This is a genomic window from Streptomyces sp. NPDC002838, assembly GCF_040295365.1.
Lineage (GTDB): Bacteria > Actinomycetota > Actinomycetes > Streptomycetales > Streptomycetaceae > Streptomyces.
In genome coordinates this window covers 109,181-135,733 of record NZ_JBEOVF010000011.1, presented here as the reverse complement: position 1 = coordinate 135,733, position 26,553 = coordinate 109,181, and the positions used below count along the sequence as shown (strand labels likewise).

The 26,553-nt window shown below is 71.1% G+C and carries 23 protein-coding genes and 1 riboswitch; of the genes, 11 read left to right on the top strand and 12 right to left on the bottom strand.

Annotated elements, in window-relative coordinates; genetic code table 11:
- Window positions 1-38 precede the first annotated feature (38 nt).
- Window positions 39-138, top strand: a riboswitch (ZMP/ZTP riboswitch).
- Entirely contained in the window at window positions 120-1,619 is a 1,500-nt protein-coding gene (locus tag ABT063_RS17190) for a glycine hydroxymethyltransferase (protein ID WP_502990831.1), read from the top strand. It overlaps the preceding riboswitch by 19 nt.
- 13 nt (window positions 1,620-1,632) lie before the next feature.
- Here ABT063_RS17190 and ABT063_RS17185 read toward each other — a convergent pair whose 3' ends face one another.
- The 4 genes from ABT063_RS17185 to ABT063_RS17170 form a co-directional block, all read right to left on the bottom strand.
- Window positions 1,633-2,364, bottom strand: coding sequence for a hypothetical protein (locus ABT063_RS17185; RefSeq protein WP_502990830.1), 732 nt, complete (start codon window positions 2,362-2,364; stop codon window positions 1,633-1,635).
- Window positions 2,365-2,413: 49 nt separating this feature from the next.
- Window positions 2,414-3,145: a hypothetical protein gene (locus ABT063_RS17180; protein WP_351058159.1), complete on the bottom strand. Its 732-nt coding sequence runs from the start codon at window positions 3,143-3,145 to the stop codon at window positions 2,414-2,416.
- A gap of 99 nt (window positions 3,146-3,244) precedes the next feature.
- Entirely contained in the window at window positions 3,245-4,156 is a 912-nt protein-coding gene (locus ABT063_RS17175) for a hypothetical protein (RefSeq protein ID WP_502990829.1), read from the bottom strand.
- On the bottom strand, window positions 4,143-4,703 hold the full coding sequence (locus ABT063_RS17170) for an RNA polymerase sigma factor (protein ID WP_351058158.1): 561 nt from the start codon (window positions 4,701-4,703) through the stop codon (window positions 4,143-4,145). Before ABT063_RS17170 ends, ABT063_RS17175 begins: the two co-directional genes overlap by 14 nt.
- A gap of 131 nt (window positions 4,704-4,834) precedes the next feature.
- On the opposite strand from ABT063_RS17170, the gene trpS reads away from it, so the two are divergent.
- Window positions 4,835-5,848: a tryptophan--tRNA ligase gene (gene trpS, locus ABT063_RS17165; RefSeq protein ID WP_351058157.1), complete on the top strand. Its 1,014-nt coding sequence runs from the start codon at window positions 4,835-4,837 to the stop codon at window positions 5,846-5,848.
- Window positions 5,849-6,081: 233 nt separating this feature from the next.
- Window positions 6,082-6,666: a 2'-5' RNA ligase family protein gene (locus ABT063_RS17160; RefSeq protein ID WP_351058156.1), complete on the top strand. Its 585-nt coding sequence runs from the start codon at window positions 6,082-6,084 to the stop codon at window positions 6,664-6,666.
- 27 nt (window positions 6,667-6,693) lie between these two features.
- Here the strand turns inward: ABT063_RS17160 and dprE2 are convergent, their stop codons facing one another.
- A complete protein-coding gene (dprE2, locus tag ABT063_RS17155) occupies window positions 6,694-7,449 on the bottom strand; it encodes a decaprenylphospho-beta-D-erythro-pentofuranosid-2-ulose 2-reductase (protein ID WP_351058155.1) in 756 nt (251 codons plus the stop codon).
- Window positions 7,450-7,460: 11 nt separating this feature from the next.
- Window positions 7,461-8,816 carry a decaprenylphosphoryl-beta-D-ribose oxidase gene (dprE1, locus tag ABT063_RS17150; protein WP_351058154.1) on the bottom strand — a complete coding sequence of 452 codons (1,356 nt, stop codon included), beginning with the start codon at window positions 8,814-8,816 and terminating at the stop codon, window positions 7,461-7,463.
- 142 nt (window positions 8,817-8,958) lie between these two features.
- Here dprE1 and ABT063_RS17145 point away from each other — a divergent pair, with 142 nt between their 5' ends.
- From ABT063_RS17145 to ABT063_RS17130, 4 genes are read left to right on the top strand one after another with little or no spacing between them, the layout of a single operon-like run.
- Window positions 8,959-9,495 carry a phosphatase PAP2 family protein gene (locus tag ABT063_RS17145; RefSeq protein WP_351058153.1) on the top strand — a complete coding sequence of 179 codons (537 nt, stop codon included), beginning with the start codon at window positions 8,959-8,961 and terminating at the stop codon, window positions 9,493-9,495.
- Window positions 9,488-10,486, top strand: coding sequence for a decaprenyl-phosphate phosphoribosyltransferase (locus ABT063_RS17140; RefSeq protein WP_351058152.1), 999 nt, complete (start codon window positions 9,488-9,490; stop codon window positions 10,484-10,486). The genes ABT063_RS17145 and ABT063_RS17140 overlap by 8 nt, the downstream gene beginning before the upstream one ends.
- A complete protein-coding gene (locus tag ABT063_RS17135) occupies window positions 10,483-10,962 on the top strand; it encodes a GtrA family protein (protein WP_351058151.1) in 480 nt (159 codons plus the stop codon). Before ABT063_RS17140 ends, ABT063_RS17135 begins: the two co-directional genes overlap by 4 nt.
- The gene (locus ABT063_RS17130; protein ID WP_351058150.1) at window positions 10,950-11,858 is read left to right on the top strand and encodes a YihY/virulence factor BrkB family protein; all 909 of its coding nucleotides are present in this window, start codon (window positions 10,950-10,952) and stop codon (window positions 11,856-11,858) included. Before ABT063_RS17135 ends, ABT063_RS17130 begins: the two co-directional genes overlap by 13 nt.
- On the opposite strand, the gene ABT063_RS17125 is transcribed toward ABT063_RS17130, so the two are convergent.
- A complete protein-coding gene (locus ABT063_RS17125; protein WP_351058149.1) occupies window positions 11,806-13,119 on the bottom strand; it encodes a D-alanyl-D-alanine carboxypeptidase family protein in 1,314 nt (437 codons plus the stop codon). The two genes, ABT063_RS17130 and ABT063_RS17125, sit on opposite strands and share 53 nt — an antisense overlap.
- A 91-nt stretch (window positions 13,120-13,210) precedes the next feature.
- Between ABT063_RS17125 and ABT063_RS17120 the strand changes: the two genes are divergently transcribed.
- The 3 genes from ABT063_RS17120 to ABT063_RS17110 all read left to right on the top strand — a co-directional run bounded on the left by ABT063_RS17120 (window position 13,211) and on the right by ABT063_RS17110 (window position 16,605).
- Window positions 13,211-13,453, top strand: a complete 243-nt coding sequence (locus ABT063_RS17120; RefSeq protein ID WP_351058148.1) for an SCO4848 family membrane protein — start codon at window positions 13,211-13,213, stop codon at window positions 13,451-13,453.
- Between the two features lie 55 nt (window positions 13,454-13,508).
- A complete protein-coding gene (locus ABT063_RS17115) occupies window positions 13,509-14,867 on the top strand; it encodes a metallophosphoesterase (protein WP_351058147.1) in 1,359 nt (452 codons plus the stop codon).
- Window positions 14,868-15,048: 181 nt separating this feature from the next.
- Window positions 15,049-16,605 (top strand): ABC transporter substrate-binding protein, encoded by a 1,557-nt coding sequence (locus ABT063_RS17110; protein WP_351058146.1) that lies wholly within the window; start codon window positions 15,049-15,051, stop codon window positions 16,603-16,605.
- Window positions 16,606-16,618: 13 nt separating this feature from the next.
- Here the strand turns inward: ABT063_RS17110 and ABT063_RS17105 are convergent, their stop codons facing one another.
- Together ABT063_RS17105 and ABT063_RS17100 are read right to left on the bottom strand one after the other, a co-directional pair.
- Window positions 16,619-18,085 carry a sensor histidine kinase gene (locus ABT063_RS17105; RefSeq protein WP_351058145.1) on the bottom strand — a complete coding sequence of 489 codons (1,467 nt, stop codon included), beginning with the start codon at window positions 18,083-18,085 and terminating at the stop codon, window positions 16,619-16,621.
- Window positions 18,082-18,771 carry a response regulator transcription factor gene (locus ABT063_RS17100; RefSeq protein WP_351058144.1) on the bottom strand — a complete coding sequence of 230 codons (690 nt, stop codon included), beginning with the start codon at window positions 18,769-18,771 and terminating at the stop codon, window positions 18,082-18,084. Before ABT063_RS17100 ends, ABT063_RS17105 begins: the two co-directional genes overlap by 4 nt.
- 167 nt (window positions 18,772-18,938) lie before the next feature.
- Between ABT063_RS17100 and ABT063_RS17095 the strand changes: the two genes are divergently transcribed.
- Window positions 18,939-21,356: an MMPL family transporter gene (locus ABT063_RS17095; RefSeq protein WP_351058240.1), complete on the top strand. Its 2,418-nt coding sequence runs from the start codon at window positions 18,939-18,941 to the stop codon at window positions 21,354-21,356.
- Window positions 21,357-21,418: 62 nt separating this feature from the next.
- On the opposite strand, the gene ABT063_RS17090 is transcribed toward ABT063_RS17095, so the two are convergent.
- From ABT063_RS17090 to ABT063_RS17080, 3 genes are all read right to left on the bottom strand, one after another.
- Window positions 21,419-22,174 carry a TetR/AcrR family transcriptional regulator gene (locus ABT063_RS17090; protein ID WP_351058239.1) on the bottom strand — a complete coding sequence of 252 codons (756 nt, stop codon included), beginning with the start codon at window positions 22,172-22,174 and terminating at the stop codon, window positions 21,419-21,421.
- Between the two features lie 117 nt (window positions 22,175-22,291).
- Window positions 22,292-22,699, bottom strand: coding sequence for a VOC family protein (locus tag ABT063_RS17085; RefSeq protein ID WP_351058143.1), 408 nt, complete (start codon window positions 22,697-22,699; stop codon window positions 22,292-22,294).
- A 198-nt stretch (window positions 22,700-22,897) separates the two neighbouring features.
- Window positions 22,898-26,365 (bottom strand): DNRLRE domain-containing protein, encoded by a 3,468-nt coding sequence (locus tag ABT063_RS17080; protein ID WP_351058142.1) that lies wholly within the window; start codon window positions 26,363-26,365, stop codon window positions 22,898-22,900.
- Window positions 26,366-26,553 lie beyond the last annotated feature (188 nt).

Sequence of the window (26,553 nt, the reverse complement as noted above, 5' to 3'; positions counted from 1 at the left end):
CTCGGTAACCGGGCCGCCCGGCGTGCCCGGTAGGCTGATCAGCGGGCCGTGACTGGCGCGCTGGGATGGGACCAACCATCGGGGAGCGGCCCCCTGGACCATGTCCAGCACCGAGTGCCGTGCGCCTGGGCCGTGCCGTGAACGCCGAACACACCGTCCGGAGGTCGCCCATGTCAGCCGAACCCCTCTCTCCCGAGTCCACCGCCTTCCGTGCCGCCCTCGACGTGATCCGCGCCGTCGAGCCGCGCGTGGCCGACGCCATCGGCCAGGAGGTCGCCGACCAGCGCGAGATGCTCAAGCTGATCGCCTCCGAGAACTACGCCTCCCCGGCCACCCTGCTGGCGATGGGCAACTGGTTCAGCGACAAGTACGCCGAGGGCACCATCGGCCGCCGCTTCTACGCCGGCTGCCGCAACGTCGACACCGTCGAGTCCCTCGCCGCCGAGCACGCGCGTGAACTCTTCGGCGCCCGCCACGCCTACGTCCAGCCGCACTCCGGCATCGACGCCAACCTCGTCGCCTTCTGGTCCGTCCTCGCCCAGCGCGTCGAGGCCCCCGCCCTGGAGAAGGCCGGCGTCCGCCAGGTCAACGACCTTTCCGAGGCCGACTGGGCCGAGCTCCGCCAGGCCTTCGGCAACCAGCGCATGCTCGGTATGTCCCTGGACGCCGGCGGCCACCTCACCCACGGCTTCCGCCCGAACATCTCCGGCAAGATGTTCGACCAGCGCTCCTACGGCACCGACCCCACCACGGGTCTGATCGACTACGAGGCGCTGCGGGTGTCGGCCCGTGAGTTCAAGCCGCTGATCATCGTGGCCGGCTACTCCGCCTACCCCCGTCTCGTGAACTTCCGTCTCATGCGCGAGATCGCCGACGAGGCCGGGGCGACCTTGATGGTGGACATGGCCCACTTCGCGGGCCTGGTCGCCGGCAAGGTGCTGACCGGCGACTTCGACCCGGTCCCGCACGCCCAGATCGTCACCACCACCACCCACAAGTCGCTGCGCGGCCCGCGCGGCGGCATGGTCCTGTGCGACGACTCCCTCAAGGACCAGGTCGACCGCGGCTGCCCGATGGTCCTCGGCGGCCCGCTCCCGCACGTCATGGCCGCCAAGGCCGTCGCCCTCGCCGAGGCCCGTCAGCCCTCCTTCCAGGACTACGCCCAGCGCATCGTCGACAACTCCCGCGCGCTGGCGGAAGGCCTGATGCGCCGGGGCGCCACCCTCATCACCGGCGGCACCGACAACCACCTCAACCTGATCGACGTCGCCTCCTCCTACGGCCTCACCGGCCGCCAGGCCGAGGCCGCCCTGCTCGACTCGGGCATCGTCACCAACCGCAACGCCATCCCCGCCGACCCCAACGGCGCCTGGTACACCTCCGGCATCCGCGTCGGCACCCCCGCCCTGACCACGCGCGGCCTGGGCGCCGCCGAGATGGACGAGGTCGCCGGCCTCATCGACCGCGTCCTCACCACCACGGAGCCCGGCACCACCAGCAAGGGCGCCCCGTCCAAGGCCCAGCACGTCCTCGACCCGAAGATCGCGGACGAGATCTCCCGCCGAGCCACAGACCTCGTCTCCGGCTTCCCGCTGTACCCGGAGATCGACCTCGGCTGACGCTCCCGGGGGCTTACAGGTCGATCAACTCCTGTCGTGGTTCCTCCCGCGGCGGTCCGGCTCCCGGCCGGGCCGCCGCGCGGCGTATCAGCAGCGTCCCGCCGACACCGGCCCCGAATCCCACGGCGAGGCCCGGCACCGCCCACCAGACGCCATCCGGTCTCCACCGCCCCCGATCCTCACCCGCCCCACTCCCCACCACCCGGTCGCCCGCCGTACCGAGCAGCTCCGTCCGGCTCAGCCGCTCCCATACCGAGCGCGGCGCCCGATGCCAGCGGATGTCGTCGTCCGCCACGTCCGGTGCCCAGTCCATGCGCACCCAAGGCGTGCCGTCCTCCGCCACGAACAACTGGTCCTGCCGCTCCATCGCCACATCACCACCGGGCGCGGAGTTCGTCTGCGGCCAGCCCCCGACACCCGTCAGCCCCCACACCACGGTCATCCGCACCGGCGGATACCCACCCTCCGCCCACGGCTCCGGCACCCGCTCCGTCCCGGTGTAAGTCGGCTGCAACAGCTGCCAGAGGCGAGCGAAGTCCGCCTCGCCGGAGCGCACCGCCGTCGTCCGGCCCGAGCCGCCCGCGACGACCACCGCCACATCCGGAACGTCTCGATCAGGGCCCGGCCCCTGCCTCACCGCGTCGGCCGCCGCAGCGGCCGCCGGCATTCCGAGCAACGCCCCCGCCATCGACACCGGCACGAAGATCGCCAGTCGTGCCCTCGCGCGTCTGCGCCGAGCTGCCATCAGTCCCCCCAGGTCTCCCACGTCGTCCCGCATCCCCTCTTGCGCGCCCTCACACATCCCGCAGCTCTTGCCGAGGCCCCGGCTCCCGCCGCAGGCGGTTCCACGGCTTCCGCAGGGCGTACGGCCGCAGAACCAGCGCCAGCGCCGCTCCCGCTGCCGCGCCGGGCAGAGCCCACCACCACTCCATGTCGTCGTCTGCCGCAGGCGTGCCGGTCTGCACGGTGGCGGTCGTCGTGTCGGGCGGGTCGGTCGCCGTGTCGCCCGTTTCCCAAGGCGCGGGGTAGATCCCGGACACAGCGCCCTCGTTCGAGGCCTTGCCCATCACGCCCACCTTCTTGAGCAGGGCACGGAGCCGGTCGGGCTGCTGGGCACGGTGCCAGTGGCCGTTCACCGTCTCGGTCAGGTTCGCCGCCGTGTGTATCCAGACGTCGTCGGCGTCCGTCAGCGGGAAAACCCGGTCCAGCCGCCAGGGCGACACGTCGTGCACCATCCATGTGACGTTGATCTGCCGGGCGGCGGTCAGTGGGGCCTCGGGCGGCTTGTCGCGCGTGCCCGTGCCCGGCTGGCCGAGCAGCCGCTCCAGCTCTCCGTACTCCTTGTCGGAGTAGTACAGCGAGGCCGTCTCCGTGCTCTGCGGCGACACCAGGAGCACGCTGGTCGGCCCGCCGGCCGACGCGGAGGAAGCCCCCCACACCATCAGCGCGAGTGTCACCGTCAACGCCCCGGCCAACACCGCCAGTTCGCGACATCGGCCGCCCCTGCCGCCCACCTTCTCGCGCATCCGAACCCCCTACCGGACGATCCCCATGCGACCCGCCCGCGAGCCGCCTGTCACTTCTGGTACACCGCCCGACCCGCCGGGGTTCCCACTCCGCCCGCACTACTTCGAGGACGGCCCGTCCGGCTCGTCGAGCGACTTCGCGATCTCCACCGCCCGCGCCTTCGAAGCCACCCCCTCCAGCCGGAGCGTCACGTCCTCGCCGCCCACGTCATGGGTCCACAGCAGCGTCGGCCCGGCCGTCCGCTCCTTGCGCGTGTACTGCTCCCCGTCCGCGCCCACCAGCCAGAAACTCAGCACGTGCGGGCGCGGGAACCACAGGGCGGGGTCCCCCATGCCGTTGTCGGAGGTGTCGTCGCCCAGCTCCAGCCACTCCGGCTGCTCACGCGCGGCCTTCGCGAAGGTGACGTCCAGGCCCGCCGCGAACTCGTCCAGCCGGATCACCCGCCCCCGCTCGTGCCAGCACAGACTCACCAGGAACCGAACCCGGGGCTCATCGGTCACCGTCACCGCGTCCGGCACGCCCAGCGTCCGAGGCACCAGCGGCTCGAACCCGGCCCGCCGCTCGGCCTGCGCCATCGACAGCGACCGCCCGCAGCCGGGCACCTCGGCGCCGCTGGAGGGCGTCGCCGACGGGTCGTACCGCACCTCGACGCCACCGAAGTCGAACCAGTCGAGGACCGAGGCCCGCACCGGGGGCGTGAGCGCGAGCACCGTCAGCAGGCCGCACAGCGTCGCGGTCAGCGAGCGCCACCGGGTCCGCGTCCAGTGCCGGACCGTCCGCAGCCGCTCGGCGGCCCTCGGCGGCTCGGGCACCGGGACCGGCACCCCCTCGGCGAGTATCTGCTCCAGCACTCGCTCCACCATCGACTCGGATCCGGCGGCACCGGGCGGCCGGTCCAGGGACCGTCCCAGGGCCCGCAGCTCCTCCGGCAGGCGGGGCGCCGGGTCACGCCGACGCCTCGCGTCCCCACGTCCGTCGCCGTCACTGTCGTACGACTCATTCACGCTCATCACCCCCTTCCCGAGGCTGAAAATCCGGCAGCAGCCCGCCCAGCTTCCGCAGCGCGCGATTCAACCGGGACTTCACCGTCCCCCGGGGCCAGCCCAGCGCCTGGGCCGTCTCGGACTCGTCCATCTCCAGCAGATAGCGATAGGTGACGACCAGGCGGTGATCCTCGCTCAGCTTCTCCAGGGCGGCCTGCAGGGCCGCGCGGCGCTCCGTCTCCAGCGTGGCCACCGCCGGGTCCGCCGATTCCGGTATCAGCGGCTCCGCCCCCGCGAACGCCGCCTCGCGGCCGGCGAGCGTGCGCTGGCGCGCCGCCGTCCGCACTGTGTTCCTCGTCTCATTGGCCACGATCGACATCAGCCACGGTCTGAACGCCGAGCCCTCCTTGAAGCGGCCCAGCGCGCAGTACGCCTTGACGAAGGCCTGCTGCACCACGTCCTCCGCGTCCGCACCCGCCCCGAGCGCGGCGGCCGCCCTGAGCGCGAGGCCCGTATGGGCCCGCACCAGCTCCGCGTACGCCTCCGGCTCTCCGGCGCGTACGCGTGCGATCACCGCGGCCTCATCGACGATGCGGCCCCCCTCCCGCGTCCTCACACTCTTGTTACACCGGAGAAGACGAATCGGTTCCCACCTGTTTCCGACCAGTTCCGGAGCGCCCCCCGACACCTGAGAGAATGGTGGGCATGGCCTCTGATCGACCTCGCGTGCTCTCCGGAATCCAGCCCACCGCAGGCTCGTTCCACCTCGGCAACTACCTCGGCGCCGTGCGCCAGTGGGTGGCCCTGCAGGAGTCCCACGACGCGTTCTACATGGTCGTCGACCTGCACGCGATCACGCTCCCGCAGGACCCCGCGGACCTGCGCGCCAACACCCGTCTGGCCGCCGCCCAGCTCCTCGCGGCCGGTCTCGACCCGGAGCGCTGCACGCTCTTCGTCCAGAGCCACGTCCCCGAGCACGCCCAGCTCGCCTGGGTCATGAACTGCCTCACCGGCTTCGGCGAGGCGTCCCGCATGACCCAGTTCAAGGACAAGTCCGCCAAGCAGGGCGCGGACCGGGCGTCCGTCGGCCTGTTCACGTACCCGATCCTCCAGGTCGCGGACATCCTGCTCTACCAGGCCAACGAGGTCCCGGTCGGCGAGGACCAGCGCCAGCACATCGAGCTCACCCGCGACCTCGCCGAGCGCTTCAACGGCCGCTTCGGCCAGACCTTCACCGTCCCGAAGCCGTACATCCTCAAGGAGACGGCGAAGATCTACGACCTTCAGGACCCGTCGATCAAGATGAGCAAGTCGGCGTCCACGCCGAAGGGCCTCATCAACCTCCTCGACGAGCCCAAGGCGACGGCCAAGAAGGTCAAGAGCGCGGTCACCGACACCGACACCGTCATCCGCTACGACGCGGAGAACAAGCCGGGCGTCAGCAACCTGCTCACGATCTACTCGACCCTCACCGGCGAGGGCATCGCGGACCTGGAACAGAAGTACGAGGGCAAGGGCTACGGCGCGCTCAAGACGGACCTCGCCGAGATCATGGTCGAGTTCGTGACGCCGTTCCGGGAGCGCACCCGGCAGTACCTGGACGACCCGGAGACGCTGGACTCGATCCTGGCCAAGGGCGCGGAGAAGGCGCGTGCCGTCGCCGCGGAGACGCTCTCCCAGGCGTACGAGAGGGTGGGCTTCCTGCCCGCCAAGCACTGAGCCCGCACCGCGGCACACGGCCGGAAACGCGCCTGGCACACGGTCGGAACACATCCGGCACACGGCAGTACCACCGCACAGCGCTGCACATCACTACGGTTGCGCCTGCCCGGAGCACAGCCGTGGCCGTACAGTCGATAGCCGGACGGCCGCCACGCGCGGCCGCCGGGACGCACGGACAGCACCAGCAGGACGCATCCACAAGACGCGACACCAGGACGACAGGAGACGACGTGGGGACCGTAACGATCGGCGTGTCGATCGCGGTCCCGGAGCCTCACGGCAGCCAGCTCCAGCAGCTGCGCGCGGGCTTCGGCGACGCCGCGGCTCACGGCATCCCCACGCACGTCACGCTGCTGCCGCCGACAGAGGTCGACGCCTCGCTGCTGCCCGCGATCGAGGCCCATCTCGCCGAGGTCGCCGCCGCCGGGCGTCCCTTCCCGATGCGCCTGTCCGGCACGGGTACGTTCCGGCCCCTGTCGCCCGTGGTCTTCGTCCAGGTCGTCGAGGGCGCCGAAGCCTGCGCCTGGCTGCAGAAGCAGGTCCGCGACGCCTCCGGACCCGTGGCACGCGAACTGCAGTTCCCGTACCACCCGCACGTCACGGTGGCCCACGGCATCGACGACGCGGCCATGGACCGTGCCTTCGAGGAACTCGCCGACTACGAGGCCGAGTGGCCGTGCACCGACTTCGCGCTGTACGAACAGGGCGCCGACGGCGTATGGCGCAAAATGCGCGACTTCGCCTTCAGCGGGGCGGTCGTGCCGCCGCAGGCGGCACACGTGGAGCGCGACTCCCTGCCCACCGGCCAGCTGTAACCACGGCTACACCGGCTGTACCTCCGGTTACAGCGGCAGCCGCCGAAACACCCCCCGAGGCACATGCCGCAGCGCCGCCATGACCACCCGCAGCGCACCCGGCACCCACACCGTCTCCGAGCGCCGCCTGAGCCCCAGCTCGATCGCCGTCGCCACCGCCTCCGGCGTCGTCGCGAGCGGTGCCTCCTCCAGCCCCGCCGTCATCTTCGACCGTACGAACCCGGGGCGTACGACCATGACGTGCGCGCCCGTGCCGTGCAGGGCGTCGCCCAGGCCCTGGGCGAAGGCGTCGAGGCCGGCCTTGCTGGAGCCGTAGATGAAGTTGGAGCGGCGGGCCCGTTCGCCGGCGACCGAGGAGAGGACGACCAGGGAGCCGTGGCCCTGGGTCTGCAGCGCGCGTGCGCTGACCAGCCCCGCCGAGACCGCGCCCGTGTAGTTGGTCTGCGCGACGCGTACCGCGGCCGCCGGGTCGCGCTCGTCGTGGGCCTGGTCGCCGAGGATCCCGAAGGCGAGCAGGACCATGTCGACGTCGCCCTCGGCGAAGACCTTGCCGAGCGTGGTCTCGTGGGAGTCGGGGTCGAGCGCGTCGAAGGCGATGGTGCGCACGTCGGCCCCGAGAGCGCGCAGTTCCGAAGCGGCCGTCTCCAGGGCGGGGGACGGGCGTCCGGCCAGCCACACCGTGCGGGTGCGGCGGGCGATCAGGCGGCGGGCGGTGGCCATCGCGATCTCGGACGTGCCGCCGAGGACGAGCAGGGACTGGGGGATGCCGAAGGCGTCCTTCACGACAGGAACTCCTAAAGGTTGAGGCGACGGGCCAGGTCGGACACGAACACCCCGCGCGGGTCCAACTCCGCGCGCAGCGCGCGGAAGTCGTCGAGGCGCGGGTACATCGCGGCCAGCAGGTCGGGGCGCAGGCGGGAGTCCTTGGCGAGGTAGACGCGGCCGCCGGCCGTCGCGACCTCCTCGTCGAGCTCGTCGAGGAAGGCGCCGAGGCCGGGCAGGTTCGCAGGGATGTCCAGGGCCAGCGTCCAGCCGGGCACCGGGAAGGAGAGCCAGCCCGGGTCGGCGTCCCCGAAGCGCTTGAGGACGGCCAGGAAGGACGGGCAGCGGTGCCGCGAGATGCGGCGCACGATCCGGCGTACGGCGTCCTCCTGGCCGTGGCTGACGACGAACTGGTACTGCACGAAGCCGCCGCGGCCGTAGATCCGGTTCCAGTGGGGCACCCCGTCCAGGGGGTGGAAGAACGTGGAGAGCTTCTGGAGCTCGCCGGTACGCGCGCGTGGGGCCTTGCGGTACCAGAGCTCGTTGAACAGGCCCACGGTCGTCCGGCTGAGCAGGCCCTCGGGGAGGGACGCCGGGGCGGCCGGGAAGCGGGAGGTACGGAAGGCCAGCGGGTCCCTACGCGCGCGCGTGCCCTTCGGCAGCGCCTCCAGGGGCGCGTGGTCGCCCCGGGTCAGCACCGCGCGGCCCATCGCCGCGCCGCGCGCCAGCAGGTCGATCCACGCGACCGAGTAGCGGTGGCGGTGGTCCGTGGCCGTCAGGCGCGCCATCAGGTCGTCGAGGTCCCGCGCGCGCTCGGTGTCGACCGACATCAGCGCGGTCTCGACCGGCTGGAGCCGGACGGTCGCGGTGAGGATCACGCCGGTCAGGCCCATGCCGCCGGCGGTCGCGTCGAACAGGGGCGTGTCACGGCCGACGGTGTGGATCTCCCCGTCGGCGGTGAGGAGTTCCAGTGACAGGACGTGGCGGGAGAAGGAGCCCGACACATGGTGGTTCTTGCCGTGGATGTCCGCGCCGATCGCGCCGCCGACGGTGACGTAGCGGGTGCCGGGCGTCACCGGCACGAACCAGCCGAGCGGCAGCAGCACCTGCATCAGCCGGTGCAGGGAGACCCCCGCGTCGCACAGCACGGTCCCGCCGTCGGCGTCGATGGCGTGCACGCGATCAAGACCCGTCATGTCGAGAACGGACCCACCGGCGTTCTGCGCCGCGTCCCCGTAGGCCCGCCCCAGGCCCCTCGGAATGCCTCCGCGGGCCCCGCACTCCCGGACGGCGGCCGCGGCCTCCTGGTACGTCCGTGGACGGATCAGACGGGCGGCGGTGGGAGCGGTGCGGCCCCAGCCGGTGACGGAGACGATGTCGGCAGGCATGTCGGTGACCGTATCGCCGGTAAGGGAGTGATTAGTTTGGAAACATCCGCGACATCCACCTCCTCCCCGAAATGGGTGATTAATGGGATGTCGCTCAATATTGCCGGAGTTCGGGCGGTTTCGCGGTGAACAGTGAGTCCACATGGACGACTTCCCCGACCCCTACGACCTCGATGCCCTCGACGGCATGGACCACCGCATCCTTTCCGCGCTCCGGGCGTACGGCCGCGACCCTCGCGTCGCGAGCGCCGCGCGCGCCCTGTCCTGGGCGGGCGAGCACGGTGCGCTGTGGCTCGCGGCGGGGCTCACGGGAGCCGCCGTGGACGGTGCGAGACGCGGCGCCTGGCTGCGTGGCACGGCGCTCACCGCGAGCGCGCATCTCGTCAGCATGGGCGTGAAAAGGGTGGTGCGCCGTCCGCGCCCGGCGCATGTCGTGCCCCTCGTGCGCACCGCCGGCCGGCACTCCTTCCCGAGCTCGCACGCGACTTCCGCCGCGGCCGCCGCCGTCGCCTACGGGGCGCTCGGCGCGCGCGTGATCCCGCCGCTCGCCGCCGCGATGTGCCTCTCGCGCCTGATCGTCGGCGTCCACTACCCCTCGGACGTGGCGGCGGGCGCGGCCCTGGGGGCGCTCACGGCGCGCATCGGGGCGCGCTGGATGAGCGGAGGCGTCCATGACTGAGACAGCGCCCCTCACCAGCACCGCCCACACCCGGGAGGCGGCGCTCCACGAGCAACGCACGCCCCCGCGGCACACCCCACCACCCCGAAGAGGCACCCTCCGCGCGCTCCGTACCCTCTTGGCAGGCCTCCTCAGGACCGCCCGCCCCAAACAGTGGGTCAAGAACATCCTGGTCGTCGCCGCCCCGGCCGCCGCCGGCCAGCTCTTCACCCGGCACGCGCTCACCCAACTCGCGCTGGTCTTCGTCCTATTCACCGCCTGCGCCGCCGCCGTCTACCTGATCAACGACGCCCGCGACGCCGACGCGGATCGCGCCCACCCCACCAAGCGCCACCGCCCCGTCGCCGCCGGACAGGTCCCCGTCCCCGTCGCGTACGCCGTCGGAGCCGCCCTCGGCCTCCTCGCGCCCACCGCCGCGGCCTGGCTGGTCTCCCCGGCCGTCTCCGCGCTGCTGACGGCGTACCTGGGCATGCAACTGGCGTACTGCGTCAGCCTCAAGCACGTCCTGGTCGTCGACCTCGTCATCGTCACGACCGGGTTCCTGATGCGGGCGATGATCGGCGGACTCGCCCTCGGCATCCCCCTCTCGCGCTGGTTCCTGATCACGACCGGGTTCGGCGCGCTGTTCATGGTGTCGGCCAAGCGCTACTCCGAAGCGGTCCAGATGGCCGGAAAAGCGGGCGCCACGCGCGCGTTGCTCACCGAGTACACCCCCGGCTACCTGCGCTTCGTATGGCAGCTCGCGGCCGGTGTCGCCGTCCTCGCCTACTGCCTGTGGGCCCTTGAGGAGGGCGGCGTGCCGCACACCAGCGTGCTGCCCTGGCGGCAGCTGTCCATGGTCGCCTTCATCCTCGCGATCCTCAGGTACGCCGTCTTCGCCGACCGCGGCACGGCCGGCGAACCCGAGGACGTCGTCCTGCGCGACCGCGCGCTCGCCCTGATCGGCCTGGCGTGGCTCGCGATGTACGGCCTGGCGGTGGCCAATTGGTGAGCACGCGCGCGTGGGCGAGCCGACGCGCACCGCACCGCACGCGCGCGTGGGCAACCGAGACCCGCCGTGAACTCCTCGGCTTCGCCACCGCAGGCCTCCTCGCCTACGCCACCGACCTCGCCCTCTTCACCTACCTGCGCGGCCCCGCCGCCCTCGACCCCCTCACCGCCAAGTCGCTCTCCTTCGTCGCGGGCTGCTCGGTGGCCTACGCCGGCAACGCGCTCGGCACCTACCGGCACACCCACCCCAAGGGCCTGCGCCCCTACGCCGTCTTCTTCGCGGTGAACATCGCGGGGGCCGCCGTACAACTCCTGTGTCTCGCCATCAGCCACTACGGCCTCGGCCTCACCTCCCAGCGCGCGGACACCGTCTCCGGAGCCGGAATCGGCATGGCATTGGCGACTGTCCTGCGGTTTTGGGGCACTCGGACATTCGTCTTCCGCACGGAGGGCAGAGTCGGATCATGGACTGGCTGAAAAAGCTCCCCGTCGTCGGGCCCCTGGTCGCCCGGCTGCTGGCCACGCACGCGTGGCGGTCGTTCGAGCGCCTGGACCGGGTGAAGTGGACACGACTGGCCGCCGCGATGACGTTCACCAGCTTCGTGGCGCTCTTCCCGCTGCTCACCGTGGCCGCCGCCATCGCGGCCGCCACGCTGAGCACGGAGCAGCAGCACACGCTGGAGGACAAGATCACCGAGCAGGTGCCCGGCATCTCCGACCAGCTGAACATCGAGGGCCTGGTGCAGAACGCCGGCACCGTCGGCCTCATCGCGGGCGCCGTCCTGCTGTTCACCGGCATCGGCTGGGCCGGCTCCATGCGCGAGTGCCTGCGCGCGGTGTGGGAGCTGCCCGAAGAGGAGGAGAACCCGGTCCTGCGCAAGGCCAAGGACACCGGGATCCTGCTCGGGCTCGGCGGCGCCGTGCTCGTCACGCTCGCCGCGTCCGCCGTCGCCTCCGCGATGGTCGGCTGGATCACCCGTCAGATCGGCCTCGACGAGGGCGGCTGGGGCGGCGTCCTGTTGCAGATCGCCGCGTTCCTCGTCGCCGTGCTCGCCGACTTCCTGCTCCTGCTGTACGTCCTGACGCTGCTGCCGGGCGTCGAGCCCGCCCGCCGTCGCCTGGTCGTGGCCGCGCTGACCGGCGCGATCGGCTTCGAGCTGCTGAAGCTGCTGCTCAGCGGCTATCTGCAGGGGGTCGCCGCGAAGAGCATGTACGGCGCGTTCGGCGTGCCCGTGGCCCTGCTGCTGTGGATCAACTTCACCGCGAAACTGGTGCTGTTCTGCGCCGCGTGGACGGCGACGCAGAGCAAGGAGGACGAACTCACGGACGAGGACGACGACGTACCAGATCCGGCAGCGGCCAGCGACGGTTGACCAGGAACGCGCCGCCCGCGAGCAGCACCAGCAGCCCGCCGGTGATCCCCAGCGCGATCCCCATGCCGCCGGAGCGGCCGTCGGCCGTGGCGCTCGCCACCGGCTTCGACGCGCCGCCGGACGAGGCCCGGCTCCCGCCGGATTCCGCGCCCCCGGCCTCCCCGGAGGGGTTCGCCCCCGGCTGGGCGCTCGGCTGCGCGGCGCTCTTCGGCGGCACCAGCTCGCCCACCGGCGCCACCTTGCCGGCCGCCTTGAAGCCCCAGTCGAAGAGCCGGGCGGTCTCCTTGTAGACCTCGTTGTGCTCGTCCTTCTCCGGGTTCATGACCGTGACGAGCAGCACCTTGCCGTTCCGCTCGGCGACACCGGTGAAGGTGGCGCCGGCGTTGGTGGTGTTGCCGTTCTTGACGCCCGCGATGCCCTGGTAGACGGGCATGCCGGAGTCGCCGGTCAGCAGCCGGTTGGTGTTCTGGATCTCGAAGGACTCGCGGGTGGTCTTGCCCTTCTTGTTCTTCGCCGTCCTGCCCGGGAACTTCGCCCGGACCGTCGAGCAGTACTCCCGGAAGTCCTTCTTCTGCAGCCCGGAACGGGCGATCAGCGTCAGGTCGTACGCGGAGGAGACCTGGCCGGGGGCGTCGTAGCCGTCGGGGCTGACCGCGTGCGTGTCGAGGGCCTGGAGCTCCTCGGCGTGCGCGTTCATCTCCTCGACGGTGTTGTCGACGCCGTCGTTCATCTGCGACAGCACGTGCACGGCGTCGTTGCCGGAGCGCAGGAAGACGCCGAGCCACAGGTCGTGGACGGTGTAGGTCTCGCCCTCCTTTATCCCGACCATGCTGGAGCCGGAGCCGATGCCCGCCAGATCGGTGGGGACGACCTTGTGCTTCTCGGTCTTGGCGAACTTCGGCAGCACGGTGTCCGCGAACAGCATCTTCAGGGTGCTCGCCGGGGGCAGCCGCCAGTGCGCGTTGTGCGCGGCCAGCACGTCGCCGGACTCGGCGTCGGCGACGATCCACGAGCGCGCGGTCAGGTCCTTGGGCAGCACCGGGACCCCGCTCGCCAGGTTGACCTGTGTCCCGGCCTGGCCGAGGCGTGCGCCGCCCACGGCCGACATGTTCGCCGGGGGAGTGGCCGACGGGCTCTTCGAGGGACTCGGTGAGGGCTTGGGAGCCGCGTAGGAGACGGGCGCGGTCAGCGCGAGGGACGACAGGACGGCGGCGGAGGTGACCAGCAGGGTTCGCCTGGCGGTCTTCTTGGGTGCGGACACGGTCAGGAACGTACCTTCCACAGGGCGTGAAGTCCCGCCCGGCTCCTCACCCCGGCCACGGATCCGGACACGCTCCGGTGATACTGAACGTATGAAGCTCAGCCGCCCCGTCTCCTGGTTCCTGCTCGCTTTCGGGGTGTGGAGCTGGGTCATCTGGATCACTTTCGTCAAGAACCTCGTCAAGGACGGCAGCGGGCTCGCGTTCGACGACGCGGGTGACCCGACGGCGTACTTCTGGGTGCACCTGCTGCTCGCCGTCGTTTCCTTCGTATTGGGGACGGCTGTCGGGGCCATCGGGTTGCGCGGTCTGCGCGCACTGCGCCGCACGTCATAGCAACTGCGCCGGACGGCACAAGAACTCGAGAACACGAAAGAGGGGGTACGACCGCATGGTGGTCGTCTTCGCGCTCGTCGCACTGGCCGTGCTGAGCGCACTGGTGGCGGGCAACTGGTACGTGTGGCGAAGACTGTTCCGCGACACGACCCGGGGCCCGGGTCTCGTGCGTCGTGCGGGCGCGGTGCTGGTGGCGGGCGGCTGGGTGATGGCGATCACGGCGCTCGTCTCGGGGCGCGCCGGCGCGCCCTTCTGGCTCCAGCAGGTGCTGGCCTGGCCGGGCTTCCTGTGGCTGGCCATGTCGATCTACCTGCTGCTGGCGCTGGCGGCGGGTGAGGTCGTACGACCGCTGCTGCGGCGGTACCTGGAACGACGGGCGCGGGCCGGGACGGCCGTACAGCAGCCGGAGCCGGTCCCGGCGGGAGCCGTCGCAGCCGGGGCGGCCACGCCCACCGTCGAGCAGGGCCCCGAACCCGCCCCGGAGCCGGAAGCGGCATCGGAGCCCGGTCCGGCCGCGGAATCCGGACTGGCCGCGCAGCCGCCGTCGGAGCCGGATCCCGCATCCGCCACCCCACCGCCCCCGGCCCTCCCCTCCCGCCGCCTCTTCGTCTCCCGGGTCGTCGGCGGTACCGCGGCCGCCGTTGCCCTCGGGACCGTCGGCTACGGCACGTACGGCGTGCTGAACGGCCCGACGGTCAAACGGGTCACCGTCCCGCTGGCCAAGCTCCCGCGCGCGGCGCACGGTTACCGGATCGCGGTGGTCAGCGACATCCACCTGGGCCCGGTCCTCGGCCGTGGCTTCGCCCAGAAGGTCGTCGACACGATCAACTCCACCCAGCCCGACCTCATCGCGGTGGTCGGCGACCTGGTCGACGGCAGCGTGAAGGACCTGGGTCCGGCGGCAGCCCCGCTGGCGCGGCTGACGGCCCGCCACGGCACGTACTTCGTCACCGGAAACCACGAGTACTTCTCCGGCGCCGAACAGTGGGTCGAGGAGGTACGGCGGCTGGGCATGCGCCCCCTGGAGAACGCCCGCGTCGAAATGGCGCACTTCGACCTCGCCGGCGTCAACGACGTGACGGGCGAGGACGAGGGACAGGGCCCCGACTACACCAAGGCACTCGGCGACCGGGACCGGGCACGCGCGTGCGTGCTCCTCGCCCACCAGCCGGTGCAGATCCACGACGCCGTCGACCACGGTGTCGACCTCCAGCTCTCCGGCCACACCCACGGCGGCCAGCTGTGGCCCGGCCACTTCATCGCGGGGGCCGAGAACCCGACCCTGGCGGGCCTGGAGCGCTACGGCGACACGCAGCTGTACGTCACCCGCGGCGCGGGCGCCTGGGGCCCGCCGACCCGGGTCGGCGCGGAGTCGGACATCACGGTGATCGAACTGGCGTCGAGGCAGGCGTGAGCGCGGAACCCGACCCTGCGAGAGCACTGTGAAACCCGGTCGAAACCCGCTTGCGTAAGGTCTTTCCCAAGTCGAACAAAACTCCCTTCCCCCCGGCGAAACACCTGTGTTTAGGTGATCCGCGCCACTAGGGCGTGGCATATGCGCTATGGCTCAAAAGGAGCCTGGGGAGGGCAAACCGATGCGGTCGGTCCGCACGCGGATTCTCGCGACACTGCTCGTGCTGGCGGCCGTGGGCGTCGGAGCCTGGCAGCTGTTGCCGTCGGGGAACGACAACGGCAAGACGATCACCGTCGGTACGACGGACGCGGTCACGTCGCTCGACCCGGCCGGTGCCTACGACGCCGGCTCCTGGGCGCTGTTCAGCAACGTCTTCCAGTCACTGCTGACCTTCGAGTCGGGCAGCGCCACCCCCGTGCCCGACGCGGCCGAGAGCTGTGCCTTCGCCGGCAGCGACCTGGAAACCTACCGCTGCGAACTGCGCAAGGGCCTCGCCTTCCCGAGCGGGCGCGAGATGACCGCCGAGGACGTGAAGTACTCCTTCGACCGCGTCAAGAAGATCAACTCCGAGGTCGGCCCCGCGTCCCTGCTGACCACCCTCCGCTCGGTCGACGCCAGCGGCCTGACCGTCACCTTCCACCTCTCCTCGCCCGACGCCACCTTCCCCTTCAAGGTGGCCACCGGCGCCGGATCGATCGTGGACCGCACCAAGTACCCGGCGAACGGCCTGCGCACCGACACCGGCGTCGACGGCACCGGACCGTACGAACTGACCGCGTACACCAAGGACAAGAAGGCCTCCCTCGTCCCCAACGCGCACTACAAGGGCGCCGTCAACGACACCGGACAGCCCGTCGAGCTGCGCTACTACGCCGACGCGAACCAGCTCGACAGCGCCTGGAAGGCGAGGCGGGTCGACGTCGCCACCCGCCAGCTGCCGCCCGAGGTCCTCGCCGGACTGAACGCCAGCGACCCGAACCAGCGCGTGTCCGAGGCCGACAGCTCCGAGACCCGCAACCTGTACCTCAACACCCGCGCCGGCTCGCCGCTGCACGACACCCGGGTCCGGCAGGCCATGGCCTGGCTGTTCGACCGCGACCGGCTGGCCGCCACCGTCTACGACGGCACGGTCGATCCCCTGTACTCGCTGATCCCGACCGGCATCACCGGCCACACCACGTCGTTCTTCGACCTCTACCCCAAGCAGGACGCCAAGAAGGCCCGGGAGTTGCTCACCAAGGCCGGCGTGACCCTGCCGGTCCGCTTCACCTACGGCTACGCCAAGGGCCGTGGCGCCGCCGCCCCGGAGGCCGCGGAACTCAAGCGGCAACTGGAGGCGGACGGCCTGTTCAAGGTCACCGTCAAGGCCTACGAATGGACCGACTTCCAGAAGCGGTGGGCGTCCGGAAAGCTGGACGCGTACGCGGTCGGCTGGGTGGCCGACTACCCGGACCCGGACACCTTCGGCGCGCCGCTCGTCGGCACCGACAGCACCATGAACACCGGCTACAGCAGCAAGACCGTCGATCAGCTGAGCCGGGCCAGCCAGCAGTACCCCGAGCGCGGCGAGGCCGCCGACGACTTCCGCGAGTTGCAGCAGGCCGTCGCCGTCGATGTGCCGGTCATCCCGTTGTGGCAGGCCAAGGAGTACGTGGTCAGCAGCGAGGCCGTCGGCGGCGGCCAGTACCTGTCGGACGGCACCGGAGTCTTCCGGCTCTGGCGCCTCACCTGGATCTGACACCGGACGTTCGTTACGACCGTACGGCCGCCCGCCCCGGCAGCGTGACCGTCACCGCCAGCCCCTCGCCCGGCGCCGTCCGCACCGTCACCTCGCCGCCGTGCGCCCGCACCACCCCCTGCACGATCGCCATGCCGAGCCCGCTGCCCGCACCCCCGCCGGCCCGGAAGAACCGGTCGAAGAGCCGGGCCGCGTCCTCCGGGCCGAGGCCCGGCCCCTTGTCCGCGACACACAGCCGTACGACACCGTCCGCGCGCTCCAGGCCGAGCCGCACCGGAGCGTCGGCCGGTGTGTGCGTGCGCACGTTGCCCATCAGGTTGCCGAGGACCTGCCGCAGCCCGGACTCGTCGGCGTGCACCAGCAGGGAGCCGTCGGCGTCCACGGTGATGGGCCGGTCGGGCTGCTGCACCCGCAGGTCCTCGGCCGCGTCCCGCACCAGGCGGCTGATGTCGACGTTGCGGAACCGCAGTTCGGGCTGCTGGTCGAGGCGGGCCAGGGTGAGCAGCTCGTCGACGAGCCGACCCATACGGTCCGTCTCCGCCAGCACCCGCCCCCAGGCCCGCTTGCGCTCGTCCGGATCGGACAGCATCCCCTTGTCGTAGAGCTGGAGATAGCCGCGTATCGCGGACAGCGGCGTGCGCAGCTCGTGCGAGGCGTCGGCGACGAAGCGGCGCAGCTGGGTCGCGCTGCGCTCGCGCGTGCGGTACGCCGACTCCACCTGGTGGAGCATGGAGTTCAGGGCGAGGCGCAGTTGCTCGACCTCCAGGGTGGCCTCCCGGCTGGAGGGGACGCGCCGCGTCAGATCGCCCTCGGCGATCGCCGACGAGGTCTCCACCATGTCCTCCAGGGGCCGCATCCGGCGCCGGACGCTGAACATCGTCAGGCAGGCCAGCAGCGCGAGCAGCAGGGTGCCTATGGCGAGGTCGAACTTGACGGCCTTGGCGACGCCCGTGTGAAGACCCTCGGACGAGGTGGCGAGCAGGATCTGTGTGCCGTCGGCGAGCCGGGTGCCGGTCACCCGGTAGTCGGCGCCCCGCACGGTGACGTCGTGCGGCTCGGGATCCTCGATGAGAGTGCGGGGGTCGTCGACGGCGTCCGCCAGGCCGCGCTGGGAGTCGGTCGGCTGGAAGCCGAGGATGCCGACGGGCCGGCCCCCGCCGTCGACCGCGGCGAAGATCGTGTCGGGCCGCGGCTGTTCCTCCGCAGCCTCCGGCGCCAGCCGGTCGCGCACGAAGCCCAGCACGCTCAGCGAGTCGATCTGCCGCAGGGTCAGCTGCGAACCGCTCAGCGAGTCACGGGTCTTGGTGAGCTCCGTGTCGATCTGGTCCAGCAGGTAGTACCGCATGCCCATCACGCTCACGACGGTCGCCGCGACGATGCCGAGGGCGAGCAGCACCACGTTCGCCAGCGTGAGCTTGCCGCGCAGCGAGTGGATGCCGCGCTCGGAGCCCAGTGTCCAGGGCAGCCAGGGAACCCTCATGCCAGCCCGTATCCCACACCCCGACGGGTGGTGATCACCGGCGGTCCCAGCGTGTCGAGCTTGCGCCGCAGATAGCTGATGTAGGTCTCGACGACGGTCGACTCGGGCGGGGTGTGCTCGTACTGCCAGACATGGCGCAGGAGTTGCTCCTTGGACACGATCCGGCCGCCGTTGCGCACCAGGAAGCGCAGCAGGGCGTACTCGGTGGGGGTGAGCTCGACGGAGCGGCCCGCGCGGTGCACCGAGTACGTGGTGTCGTCCAGTTCCAGATCGCCGTAGCGCAGTGGTGGGCGCTGTGGGAGGACGTCGGCCGGGCGGGTGCGGCGCAGCACCGCCGTGATCCGCGCGACGACCTCGTCTATGTTGAACGGCTTGGTGATGTAGTCGTCGCCGAAGCCCAGGGCGCCGACGATCTCGGCGGGCGAGTCGCGCGCGGTGAGGAAGACGAGCGCCAGGTCGGGGCGCCTCGCGCGCAGTTCCCGTCCGAGCGCCCGGCCGTCCCCGTCCGGGAGCATGACGTCGAGCAGCGCCGCGTCGGGCCGCGTGCGCTCGGCCAGCGCGAGCGCCTCGCGGACGGTGCCCGCCGTCATCACCTCGAACCGGTGGTAGCGCAGGGCTATGGCGAGCACGTCCGCGATGCTCTCCTCGTCCTCCACGACCAGCACGGTGCCTGGAGCCGTCGTCATGGTCCCCAGTATCGGCACGACCACTGACAGTGGGGCCGGTTCGCGCTTTGGAGTTCCTTGAGAGTCATGCGCGTCGCATGTCCACCCGCGCGTGCCGCCCCAATTCTGTTGCCCAGGACCTGGGGGACCGACCGACCCGACGATGAAGGGGTTTGAGCGTGGCGACATTGGCGCGGTGGTGCTATCGGCACCGGCTGGTGGTCCTGTTGCTGTGGGTGGGGGCGCTGTTCGGCCTGGGCGCGGCGAGTTCGACCGCGGGCACGAACTACGCGGACGTCTTCTCCCTGCCCGACACGGACTCCAAGAGCGCGTACGACCAGATGAAGAAGGCTTTCCCGGAGCGTGCCGGCGACACCGACACGGTGGTGTGGAAGGTCGAGGAGGGATCGGTGCGGGACGCCTCCGTACGGTCCCGGATCGAGCCCGCGCTGCGGGAGATCGGCGGGATGAAGGGGGTCGGCGAGGTCGCGAGCCCGTACGGCGCCCGGGGCGGGGCCCAGATCAGTGAGGACGGGCGGATCGCGTACGCCCAGGTCACCTTCGCCGAGCAGGCGGATGCCGTACCCAAGGACCTGGTCCAGGACGTCGTCGACACCGCGCAGGACGCCGCAGGCGACGGCCTTCAGGTCGAGCTCGGCGGCCAGGCCATCACCCGCGTCGAGGAGCCGCCCACCGGCACCGCCGAGCTGGTCGGCATCCTCGCGGCGGCCGTCGTGCTGTTCCTGGCCTTCGGCTCGCTGTTCGCGATGCTGCTGCCGATCCTGGTGGCGCTGTTCGGCGTGGGCACCGGCATGTTCTCCACGCAGTTGCTCAGCCATGTCACGAACGTGCCCGAACTCGCCTCCCTGCTTTCGACATTGATCGGCCTCGGCGTGGGCATCGACTACGCCCTGTTCATCGTCACCCGCCACCGCCGCGGCATCCTGCGCGGCATGGACCCGGAGGAGTCCGCGGTCACCGCCCTCAACACCTCGGGCCGGGCCGTGCTGTTCGCGGGCGGCACGGTGTGCATCGCGCTCGCCGGGATGCTGGTGACGAACCTGCGCTTCCTGGACGGTGTGGTCATCGGCACCTCCCTCACGGTCGTGCTGAGCGTGCTCGCCGCCGTCACCCTGCTGCCCGCGCTCCTCGGCCTGCTCGGCCACCGCGTGCTCAGCCGCCGCCAGCGCCGTCGGCTGGCCGCTCAGGGCCCGGAGCCGGAGCGCGCGAGCGGCCTCGCCGCTCGCTGGTCGGCCTCGGTCGAACGCCGTCCGCGCTCGGTCGCCGCCCTGGCCGTCGTCCTGATGGCCGTCCTGGCGCTCCCGCTGCTGTCCCTGCGCCTCGGCACCGTCGACCAGGGCAACAACGAGGAGTCGACGACGACCAGGAAGGCGTACGACCTGCTCGCCGAGGGCTTCGGCCCCGGCTTCAACGGCCCGCTCCAGGTGGTGGTGAACGGAGACGGCGCGGACGGCCTGGTCACCTCGATACGGCAGACGGAGGGCGTGGCGCAGGCCGCCGCGGCACCCCCGGCGAACGGCGTCACGGTGATCCAGGTGGTCCCGACCACCTCACCGCAGGCCGAGGAGACGGACCGGCTGATCGACGCCCTGCGCGACGACGTCATCCCGGACGCGGGCGTGGAGGCGCACGTGGGTGGCGTGACCGCGGTCTCGAAGGACTTCGCGTCCGTGACGGCCGACCGTCTGCCGCTCTTCATCGCGACGATCATCGGCCTCGGCTTCGTCCTGCTGCTGATCGCCTTCCGCTCGGTCGTCGTACCGCTGACGGCCGCCGTGATGAACCTGATCGCCGCCGCGGCCTCCTTCGGCGTCCTCGTCGCGATCTTCCAGTGGGGCTGGGGCCTGAACCTGCTCGGCCTCGGCCAGGAGGGCCCGATCGCCGCCTTCCTGCCGATCATCATGCTGTCCCTGCTCTTCGGCCTCTCCATGGACTACCAGGTGTTCCTGGTCAGCCGGATGCACGAGGAGTGGGTGCACACGAAGGACAACGCCCGAGCGGTGCGGGTGGGGCTGTCGGAGACCAGCCGCGTCATCAACTCCGCGGCCCTGATCATGGTCTGCGTCTTCCTCGCCTTCGTCCTGAGCGGCGACTACGGCGCGGCCATGGCGGGCGTGGGGCTCGCCGCCGCGGTCGCGTTGGACGCGTTCATCCTGCGTACGGCACTGGTGCCGGCCGCGATGCACCTGCTCGGCAACTCCAACTGGTGGCTGCCGGCCTGGCTGGAGAAGCGGCTGCCGCATCTGGCGGTGGAGCCGAAGGAGGAGGCGGTGGCGGCGGAACCGCCTGCTCCGCAGGGCCCCGCCTCCGCCATCCACGGCTTCGTCCGTACGGCCGACGGCGAACCGGTGGAGGGCGCGGCCGTGGCCCTGCTGTCGAAGGGCGGACGCCGACTGGACCGGGTCGTGTCGCTGGCCGACGGCTCGTACATCGTCTCGGTCCCCGCGCCGGGAACGTACCTGCTGGCGACGACGGCGACGCCGTACGCCTCCCGCGCCCGCCAGGTGCTGGTCGGGGACGGGCCGTTGGTCTACGACGTCGAGCTCGCGGATGTCGCCGAGGACGAGGTGGACGCGGTGAACTGAGCCGTCGGTCGGACAACCTTGCGTCGGTCCGCCCCTCGGGTGACCGGCGCAGGGTTCCGGCCTCAAGGAGTCGAAGTGCGCGCCGCCGGATCCGGCATCGCCTTCGTCATCCCCGGCAGAAAGTCCGTGAACAGCTCGTGCACCTCCCGCACGAGCGGCCGCAGCACCCGGAACCGCGCCAGCGACACGCCCCGCGCGGTCAGCCGGGCGCCCCGCTCGGCGAGCCGGTAGGTGCGCTCACGCCCCTCGGTCCGATCGAAGATCCAGTACAGCACGAGCCCCATCTGGGCGAGCCACATCAACTCGGGCAGGATGTCCCGCAGTTCCTCCGGCACCTTGGTCCTCGTCGCGCCGGCCAGCACCTCCCGGTGGACGCTGATGGCCTCCACGCGCGCGTGCTCCGACTCGGAGGAGAAGGGGCTGAGCGGGCTGTCGGGATCGGCGGCGTTCTTGAAGAACTGCACCGCGAACTCGTGGTACGGCGCCGCGATGTCCAGCCACACTTTCAGGACGCCCGCCAGCCGCGCCTCCAGGTCGCTCTCCCGGGCCAGCACGTCCCGGACCGCCACCTGGTGCTCGGCGGCGATCCGGTCGTAGAAGCCCTGGATCAGGTGCTCCTTGCCCGCGAAGTAGTAGTACGCGTTGCCGACGGAGACCCCGGCCTCCTTGGCGATGGCCCGCATGGTCGTCTTGTCGTAGCCCCGCTCCTGGAACAGCCGCATCGCCGTCTCCAGGATCAGGGCGCGGGTCTGCTCGGACTTGCTGGGGGTGGCGCCGTCGTCGGGGTCGTCGTCGGGGTCGTCGTCGTTCGTGGGCACGGAGTTCGCAGGCACGGAAAAGAGCCTAACGAGTGGCGCGGGGAGCGCTGTCGCAGGTGGTCCAGGGCCAGGAGCTGCCGGTATCCCTCTTCGGGCACGGAATGATCGAACTCGCCCTTACGATCGCCCGAGCTCCGGCCGCTTGGAGTAGTCCGTGAACCCGATGACGTTGCCCCAGGGGTCGGCGACCTCGACCGTCCAGCCGGTGGCCACGGAGAAGGGCTCGTCCAGCGGGACGATGCCGGCGGCGGCCAACTCCCCGGCGGCGCGGCGCGCGTCCGGCACCTCCAGCCATACGCGCGGAGAGGGCCAGGGGGGCGGCCGATGCCCGAACTCCTCCTCCTGCCTCAGCAGAATGCCGGGCGTCTCACCCCCCACCTTGAGCAACGCGATCCCGCCCTCGTCGAACCGGAACCCCACCGCGAACCCGGCGCGCTCGTAGAACCCGACGGCCTCGGCGAGGTTCCCGACGGGCAGGAGGACGTTGTCGAAACCGAGCAGTTCGTACGACTCGTCATCTGACATGCGATCAGATTAGGTGCGGGGGCGCCGCGCGCCGGGCGGACCGACCCGCGAGGTCACTCATTGGGCCGAGGCGTCGGCCGCCACGTCTCGCCCGACCTGGCCCTCATCCCTGGCCGAACCGGGTCCCTCACGACATTCCGCGCCGGCTCGGCCCGCTGGGCCACACGTCCGACAGTCCTCGGCCGAGGGCCCTTCCACTCACCCGATCGCGATGCGCTTCGCCCAGTAGCTCGCCTTGGCAACGATCTCCGTACCGGACCCCGACAAGGCGGTCTTGCTCCCCGCGTAGAAGCGCACGGATCCGTCGGACCGCACGGTCCAAATGTCGGGGACGGAGTCGCCATTGGCGTCGGGCGTGCCCATCAGCAACGGGATGCTGTCGCTGTGCCAGCCGGAAGCCCCGTACTCGGTGTCCAGCCCGCCCGCGGAGTTCGCGGCGGACGCCAGGGAGTTCAGAACGGTTCCGCCGCCGCTCGCGGCGATACCCTTGCGCAGCAGCAGTCGCCCGGACACGTCGGAACGGAAGACGATGTCGGCGGCTCCGTCACCACTGACGTCCTGGACGGTCACCAGATCGCGCTCGGTCCAGGCCGAGGAGGACAGGCTGATCGCTTGGTCGACGGTCGCCCCGTGGTAGCCGGTGAAGGCCCACAACGCGTCGCCGACCGTGGCGAGGAAATCGGTACGGCCGTCGCCCGTGATGTCGCCCGCGGCCACGATCTGGGTGAGGGCGGAGGGGCTGGGCGCACCTGTCGGCAGCAGGATCTCCTGACGGCGGTCGATGTTGACAGCCCCGTAGCCGTCGCCGGGATACACCCAGAGCCTGCCCTCGACCCGGACGACCAGGTCCTGGAGGCCGTCGCCGCCGTAGATGTCGCCGTTGTGGGTGATCAGGGCGCCCTTGAAGTGTCCACTCGGCGCGGCGACGTAGGGAGGCAGGTCGTCCCCGTTGGGATCCTTGTCGGGGTTGGCCCGGTAGGCGCCCGCCATCGAGTAGTCCAGGTCGCCCGTGCCCTTGGCCAGATCGGTGGTGGCCTGGGAGGGGTACAGGCCGAGGTTGCCGAACTCGGTGACCACCATCATGTCGGGCAACTGGTCGCCGGTGAAGTCGCCCGCTTTGTCGGCCTGGTCGCGCGGGGTGACGTAGAAGAAGTACTTGGTCGGCTCGGATACGTTGCCGGCGCTGTCCACGGCCCGGACGTAGAGCACGTTGGGCCCGGCGGTCGGCGGCTTGGCGTTGGAAATCGTGGCGCTGACGCTGGTGGCCGTGCCGTTGGTGCGGCCGACGCTGCCGGTGTAGGTGGGTGAGTTGAAGCCGTACTCGTAGCGCACGACGTCGGTGTTCAGGGCGCGCACGGTGAAGGTACCGGGAGTGCCGAACTTCTTGGTGGACCAGTTGGCGTCCTCGGCACCGCTGCCGAAGCCGTTCTCGCTGCCGTCCGCGTTGGGGAAGTCGGTGGAGCTGACCTTGGGCGGGCGGGGCGCGGTGGTGTCGAGGACGAACCGGCAGGGTGTCCTCGGGTACCAGCCGGAGGTCGTGCCGGCGTCGTCGATCGCCCGTACCCGCCAGGAGTACGTGGCGCCGCTCTTGAGCGTGCTGGTGGGGAACTTTCCGGTGGTCCGCAGCGCAGTGTCGGTGTCACCGCCGGCGGACACCTTGCCGATGGACTTCAGCAGGTCGCCGGTGGTGTCCCACTGGCCGGTCTGCCACAGGTCGAAGTCGAAGTAGTCGAGGTTCTTGTCCTTGTCGGCGGCCTTGGCGGTGAAGGTCAGATCACCGGAGCCCATGCGGACGTACGGCTTCGTGGTGGTGCACTTGCCGTCCGGGCCCAGGTCGAGGGAGTTGGAGACGATCGACGGCTTGCGGTTGTAGACGAGTTCGAGCGCGGGCGCGTGGTCGCCGTTGGCCTGGAACTTCTTCCACGCGTACTGGGCGTTCTCGTCCCGCGCCCGCAGACCGAAGGTGATCATGTCCTCGCCCTTGTCGGCGGCTTTCTGGGCGCCCTTTCGCACGTCGAAGGTCTCGTAAGCGTCGCGGCAGCCGGACTTGTAGCCGTGGGCGAAGCTCTTGGTGGCCAGTTTGTTGCCGTCGTGCAGCTTGGGCGCGTTCTTCCAGTTGGTGTGCCCGTTGATCTCGCTGGTGAGGTGGACGCTCATCGAGCGGGCCTGGCAGGACCAGGAGTAGGTCTCCAGCACGTGCAGCTTGGCACTGGTGATCTTCGTGCCCTTCAGGTCCTTGTCGAAGAGGATGTTGAAGTATGACCGCGAGGTGCCCCAGGTGTCCGACTCGAAGCCGACGCGGGCCTCGTGCGTGCCGCCCTTGTTGAATCCCTTGCCGTTGTAGAACGTGGCGTTGGGGTGCCGGTTGTAGGCGGTGGTCCAATTCTGGGTGTGCTTCTTGACCGAGGGGTCGATGAAGACCGGGTAGGTGGTGGCCGGGTCGTTGAGGAAGTCCTGGTCGGGGGTGAGCATCCACTTCCCTGTGGCCAGGTCGGCCTCGACGAGTTCACCGCGCGAGTCTGGGGAGGGGCCGTCGAGCGAGGGCAGGCTCAGCGTGGCGGCCGAGCCGGTCTGCGCGGGGGCCGGAGTCGGCTCGGCCGGTGCGGTCGGCAACGGGGACTCCGCCGGTGTCGGTGCGGCGCCGTCGGTCGCCGACGGCAACACCTCGATGTCGGTGTCGCTCTGCTCGTCCGACTCGACGGTGTCTTCCGTGGGGCTCGCAATGTCGCTGGGCGCGGGGTCGGCGGAGTCCGGGGGGTTCGGGCTCTCGGGCGCGGTCGGCTGGGCGGTGGCGCCCACGGTGCCGTCGGTCACGGCCGGCTGCCCGCTGCTGTCCCACATCAGCGGGGTGGGCGACATCGCGACCTCCGCGTCGTCGGCGTTCTCGGCGCTGACGATTCCCGACACGGGGTCGAGGCGGAAGGTGAGGCGGGTGGAGTGGAGGCCGTACACCAGCTGCTGAACGTGCGGATCAGCGGCCGCCTGACGGTTTTTCAGGACGACGAGCTGCCCGAATCCGTCGTCGTCGGCGGTGAGCACGAGGTCACCGCCCGGGAAGATCTCCGGGTACAGCGCGCGGCTGCCGTCGATGATCGGGGCCGGGACGGGCCCCGGCCAGGTGAGCTGTATCGGGTACTCGCCGGCGGCGCCAACGTACAGCGTGACCAGGGGAGTCTCGGTGCCGTCCGCGGCAGCCCGCTTCAGCAGGGACACACGCCGTACGACCGAGCGGGAGGCACGCTGTCCGTCGCGCCCGCCGGAACCGGCCGAGAACACCATCCGGGTGTTGGTGGCCGCCGGCTCCCAGCCGGCCTCGGTCCGGTGCAGACTCGGGTCGATCTTCTTCCACTCACCGCCCACCTTGGCGCGGACCGGCGAGGAGTACAGCCGCTTCGTCATGAGGCCGTCGGGACGGGCCCAGGTGCTGGAGCGCGCGGTGCGTGCGGCCGTCACCTCGACGCTCTTCCCGGTGCGTGCTGCCCGGGTCAGGGCGGTGGCTTCGGTGACGGTCTTCGTACGCCGGTCGTGGCGGCTGTCGCTGTCGCCGTGAGTGGTGTCGCCGCTCAGCCGGAGCCCGGCGTAGACGATGCCGGTGGTGGCGACCACGGTGGCGAGCAGCGCCGCGCCGGCCCGACGTCCGGGCGTGCGGCGCCAGTTGCGCGTCATCGGAGGTGTTCCCCTTCCACCTGGTTGCCCCTCGGCACCGGCGCAGGGCAGGGCGCGGCCGGGCCAGCCGATGATGACCTATGGGGGAACTGTCGTCACCCTGTGGAGATGTTGCGATTCACTCCGGGTGCAGGGGCCGCCTGAAGGACGAGGTGCGTCGAGCGACCGAGGCGGAGGCGCAAACGGGG

Bases quoted from the DNA above. Each gene is read 5' to 3' on its own strand.
- ABT063_RS17100 (WP_351058144.1), bottom strand. From the start codon at position 18,771: ATGACGACGGCTCCAGGCACCGTGCTGGTCGTGGAGGACGAGGAGAGC.
- ABT063_RS17120 (WP_351058148.1), top strand. From the start codon at position 13,211: ATGAAGCTCAGCCGCCCCGTCTCCTGGTTCCTGCTCGCTTTCGGGGTG.
- ABT063_RS17085 (WP_351058143.1), bottom strand. From the start codon at position 22,699: ATGTCAGATGACGAGTCGTACGAACTGCTCGGTTTCGACAACGTCCTC.
- ABT063_RS17175 (WP_502990829.1), bottom strand. From the start codon at position 4,156: ATGAGCGTGAATGAGTCGTACGACAGTGACGGCGACGGACGTGGGGAC.
- ABT063_RS17080 (WP_351058142.1), bottom strand. From the start codon at position 26,365: ATGACGCGCAACTGGCGCCGCACGCCCGGACGTCGGGCCGGCGCGGCG.
- ABT063_RS17180 (WP_351058159.1), bottom strand. From the start codon at position 3,145: ATGCGCGAGAAGGTGGGCGGCAGGGGCGGCCGATGTCGCGAACTGGCG.
- ABT063_RS17110 (WP_351058146.1), top strand. From the start codon at position 15,049: ATGCGGTCGGTCCGCACGCGGATTCTCGCGACACTGCTCGTGCTGGCG.
- ABT063_RS17140 (WP_351058152.1), top strand. From the start codon at position 9,488: ATGACTGAGACAGCGCCCCTCACCAGCACCGCCCACACCCGGGAGGCG.
- trpS (WP_351058157.1), top strand. From the start codon at position 4,835: ATGGCCTCTGATCGACCTCGCGTGCTCTCCGGAATCCAGCCCACCGCA.
- ABT063_RS17115 (WP_351058147.1), top strand. From the start codon at position 13,509: ATGGTGGTCGTCTTCGCGCTCGTCGCACTGGCCGTGCTGAGCGCACTG.
- ABT063_RS17145 (WP_351058153.1), top strand. From the start codon at position 8,959: ATGGACGACTTCCCCGACCCCTACGACCTCGATGCCCTCGACGGCATG.
- ABT063_RS17105 (WP_351058145.1), bottom strand. From the start codon at position 18,085: ATGAGGGTTCCCTGGCTGCCCTGGACACTGGGCTCCGAGCGCGGCATC.
- ABT063_RS17130 (WP_351058150.1), top strand. From the start codon at position 10,950: ATGGACTGGCTGAAAAAGCTCCCCGTCGTCGGGCCCCTGGTCGCCCGG.
- ABT063_RS17185 (WP_502990830.1), bottom strand. From the start codon at position 2,364: ATGGCAGCTCGGCGCAGACGCGCGAGGGCACGACTGGCGATCTTCGTG.
- dprE1 (WP_351058154.1), bottom strand. From the start codon at position 8,816: ATGCCTGCCGACATCGTCTCCGTCACCGGCTGGGGCCGCACCGCTCCC.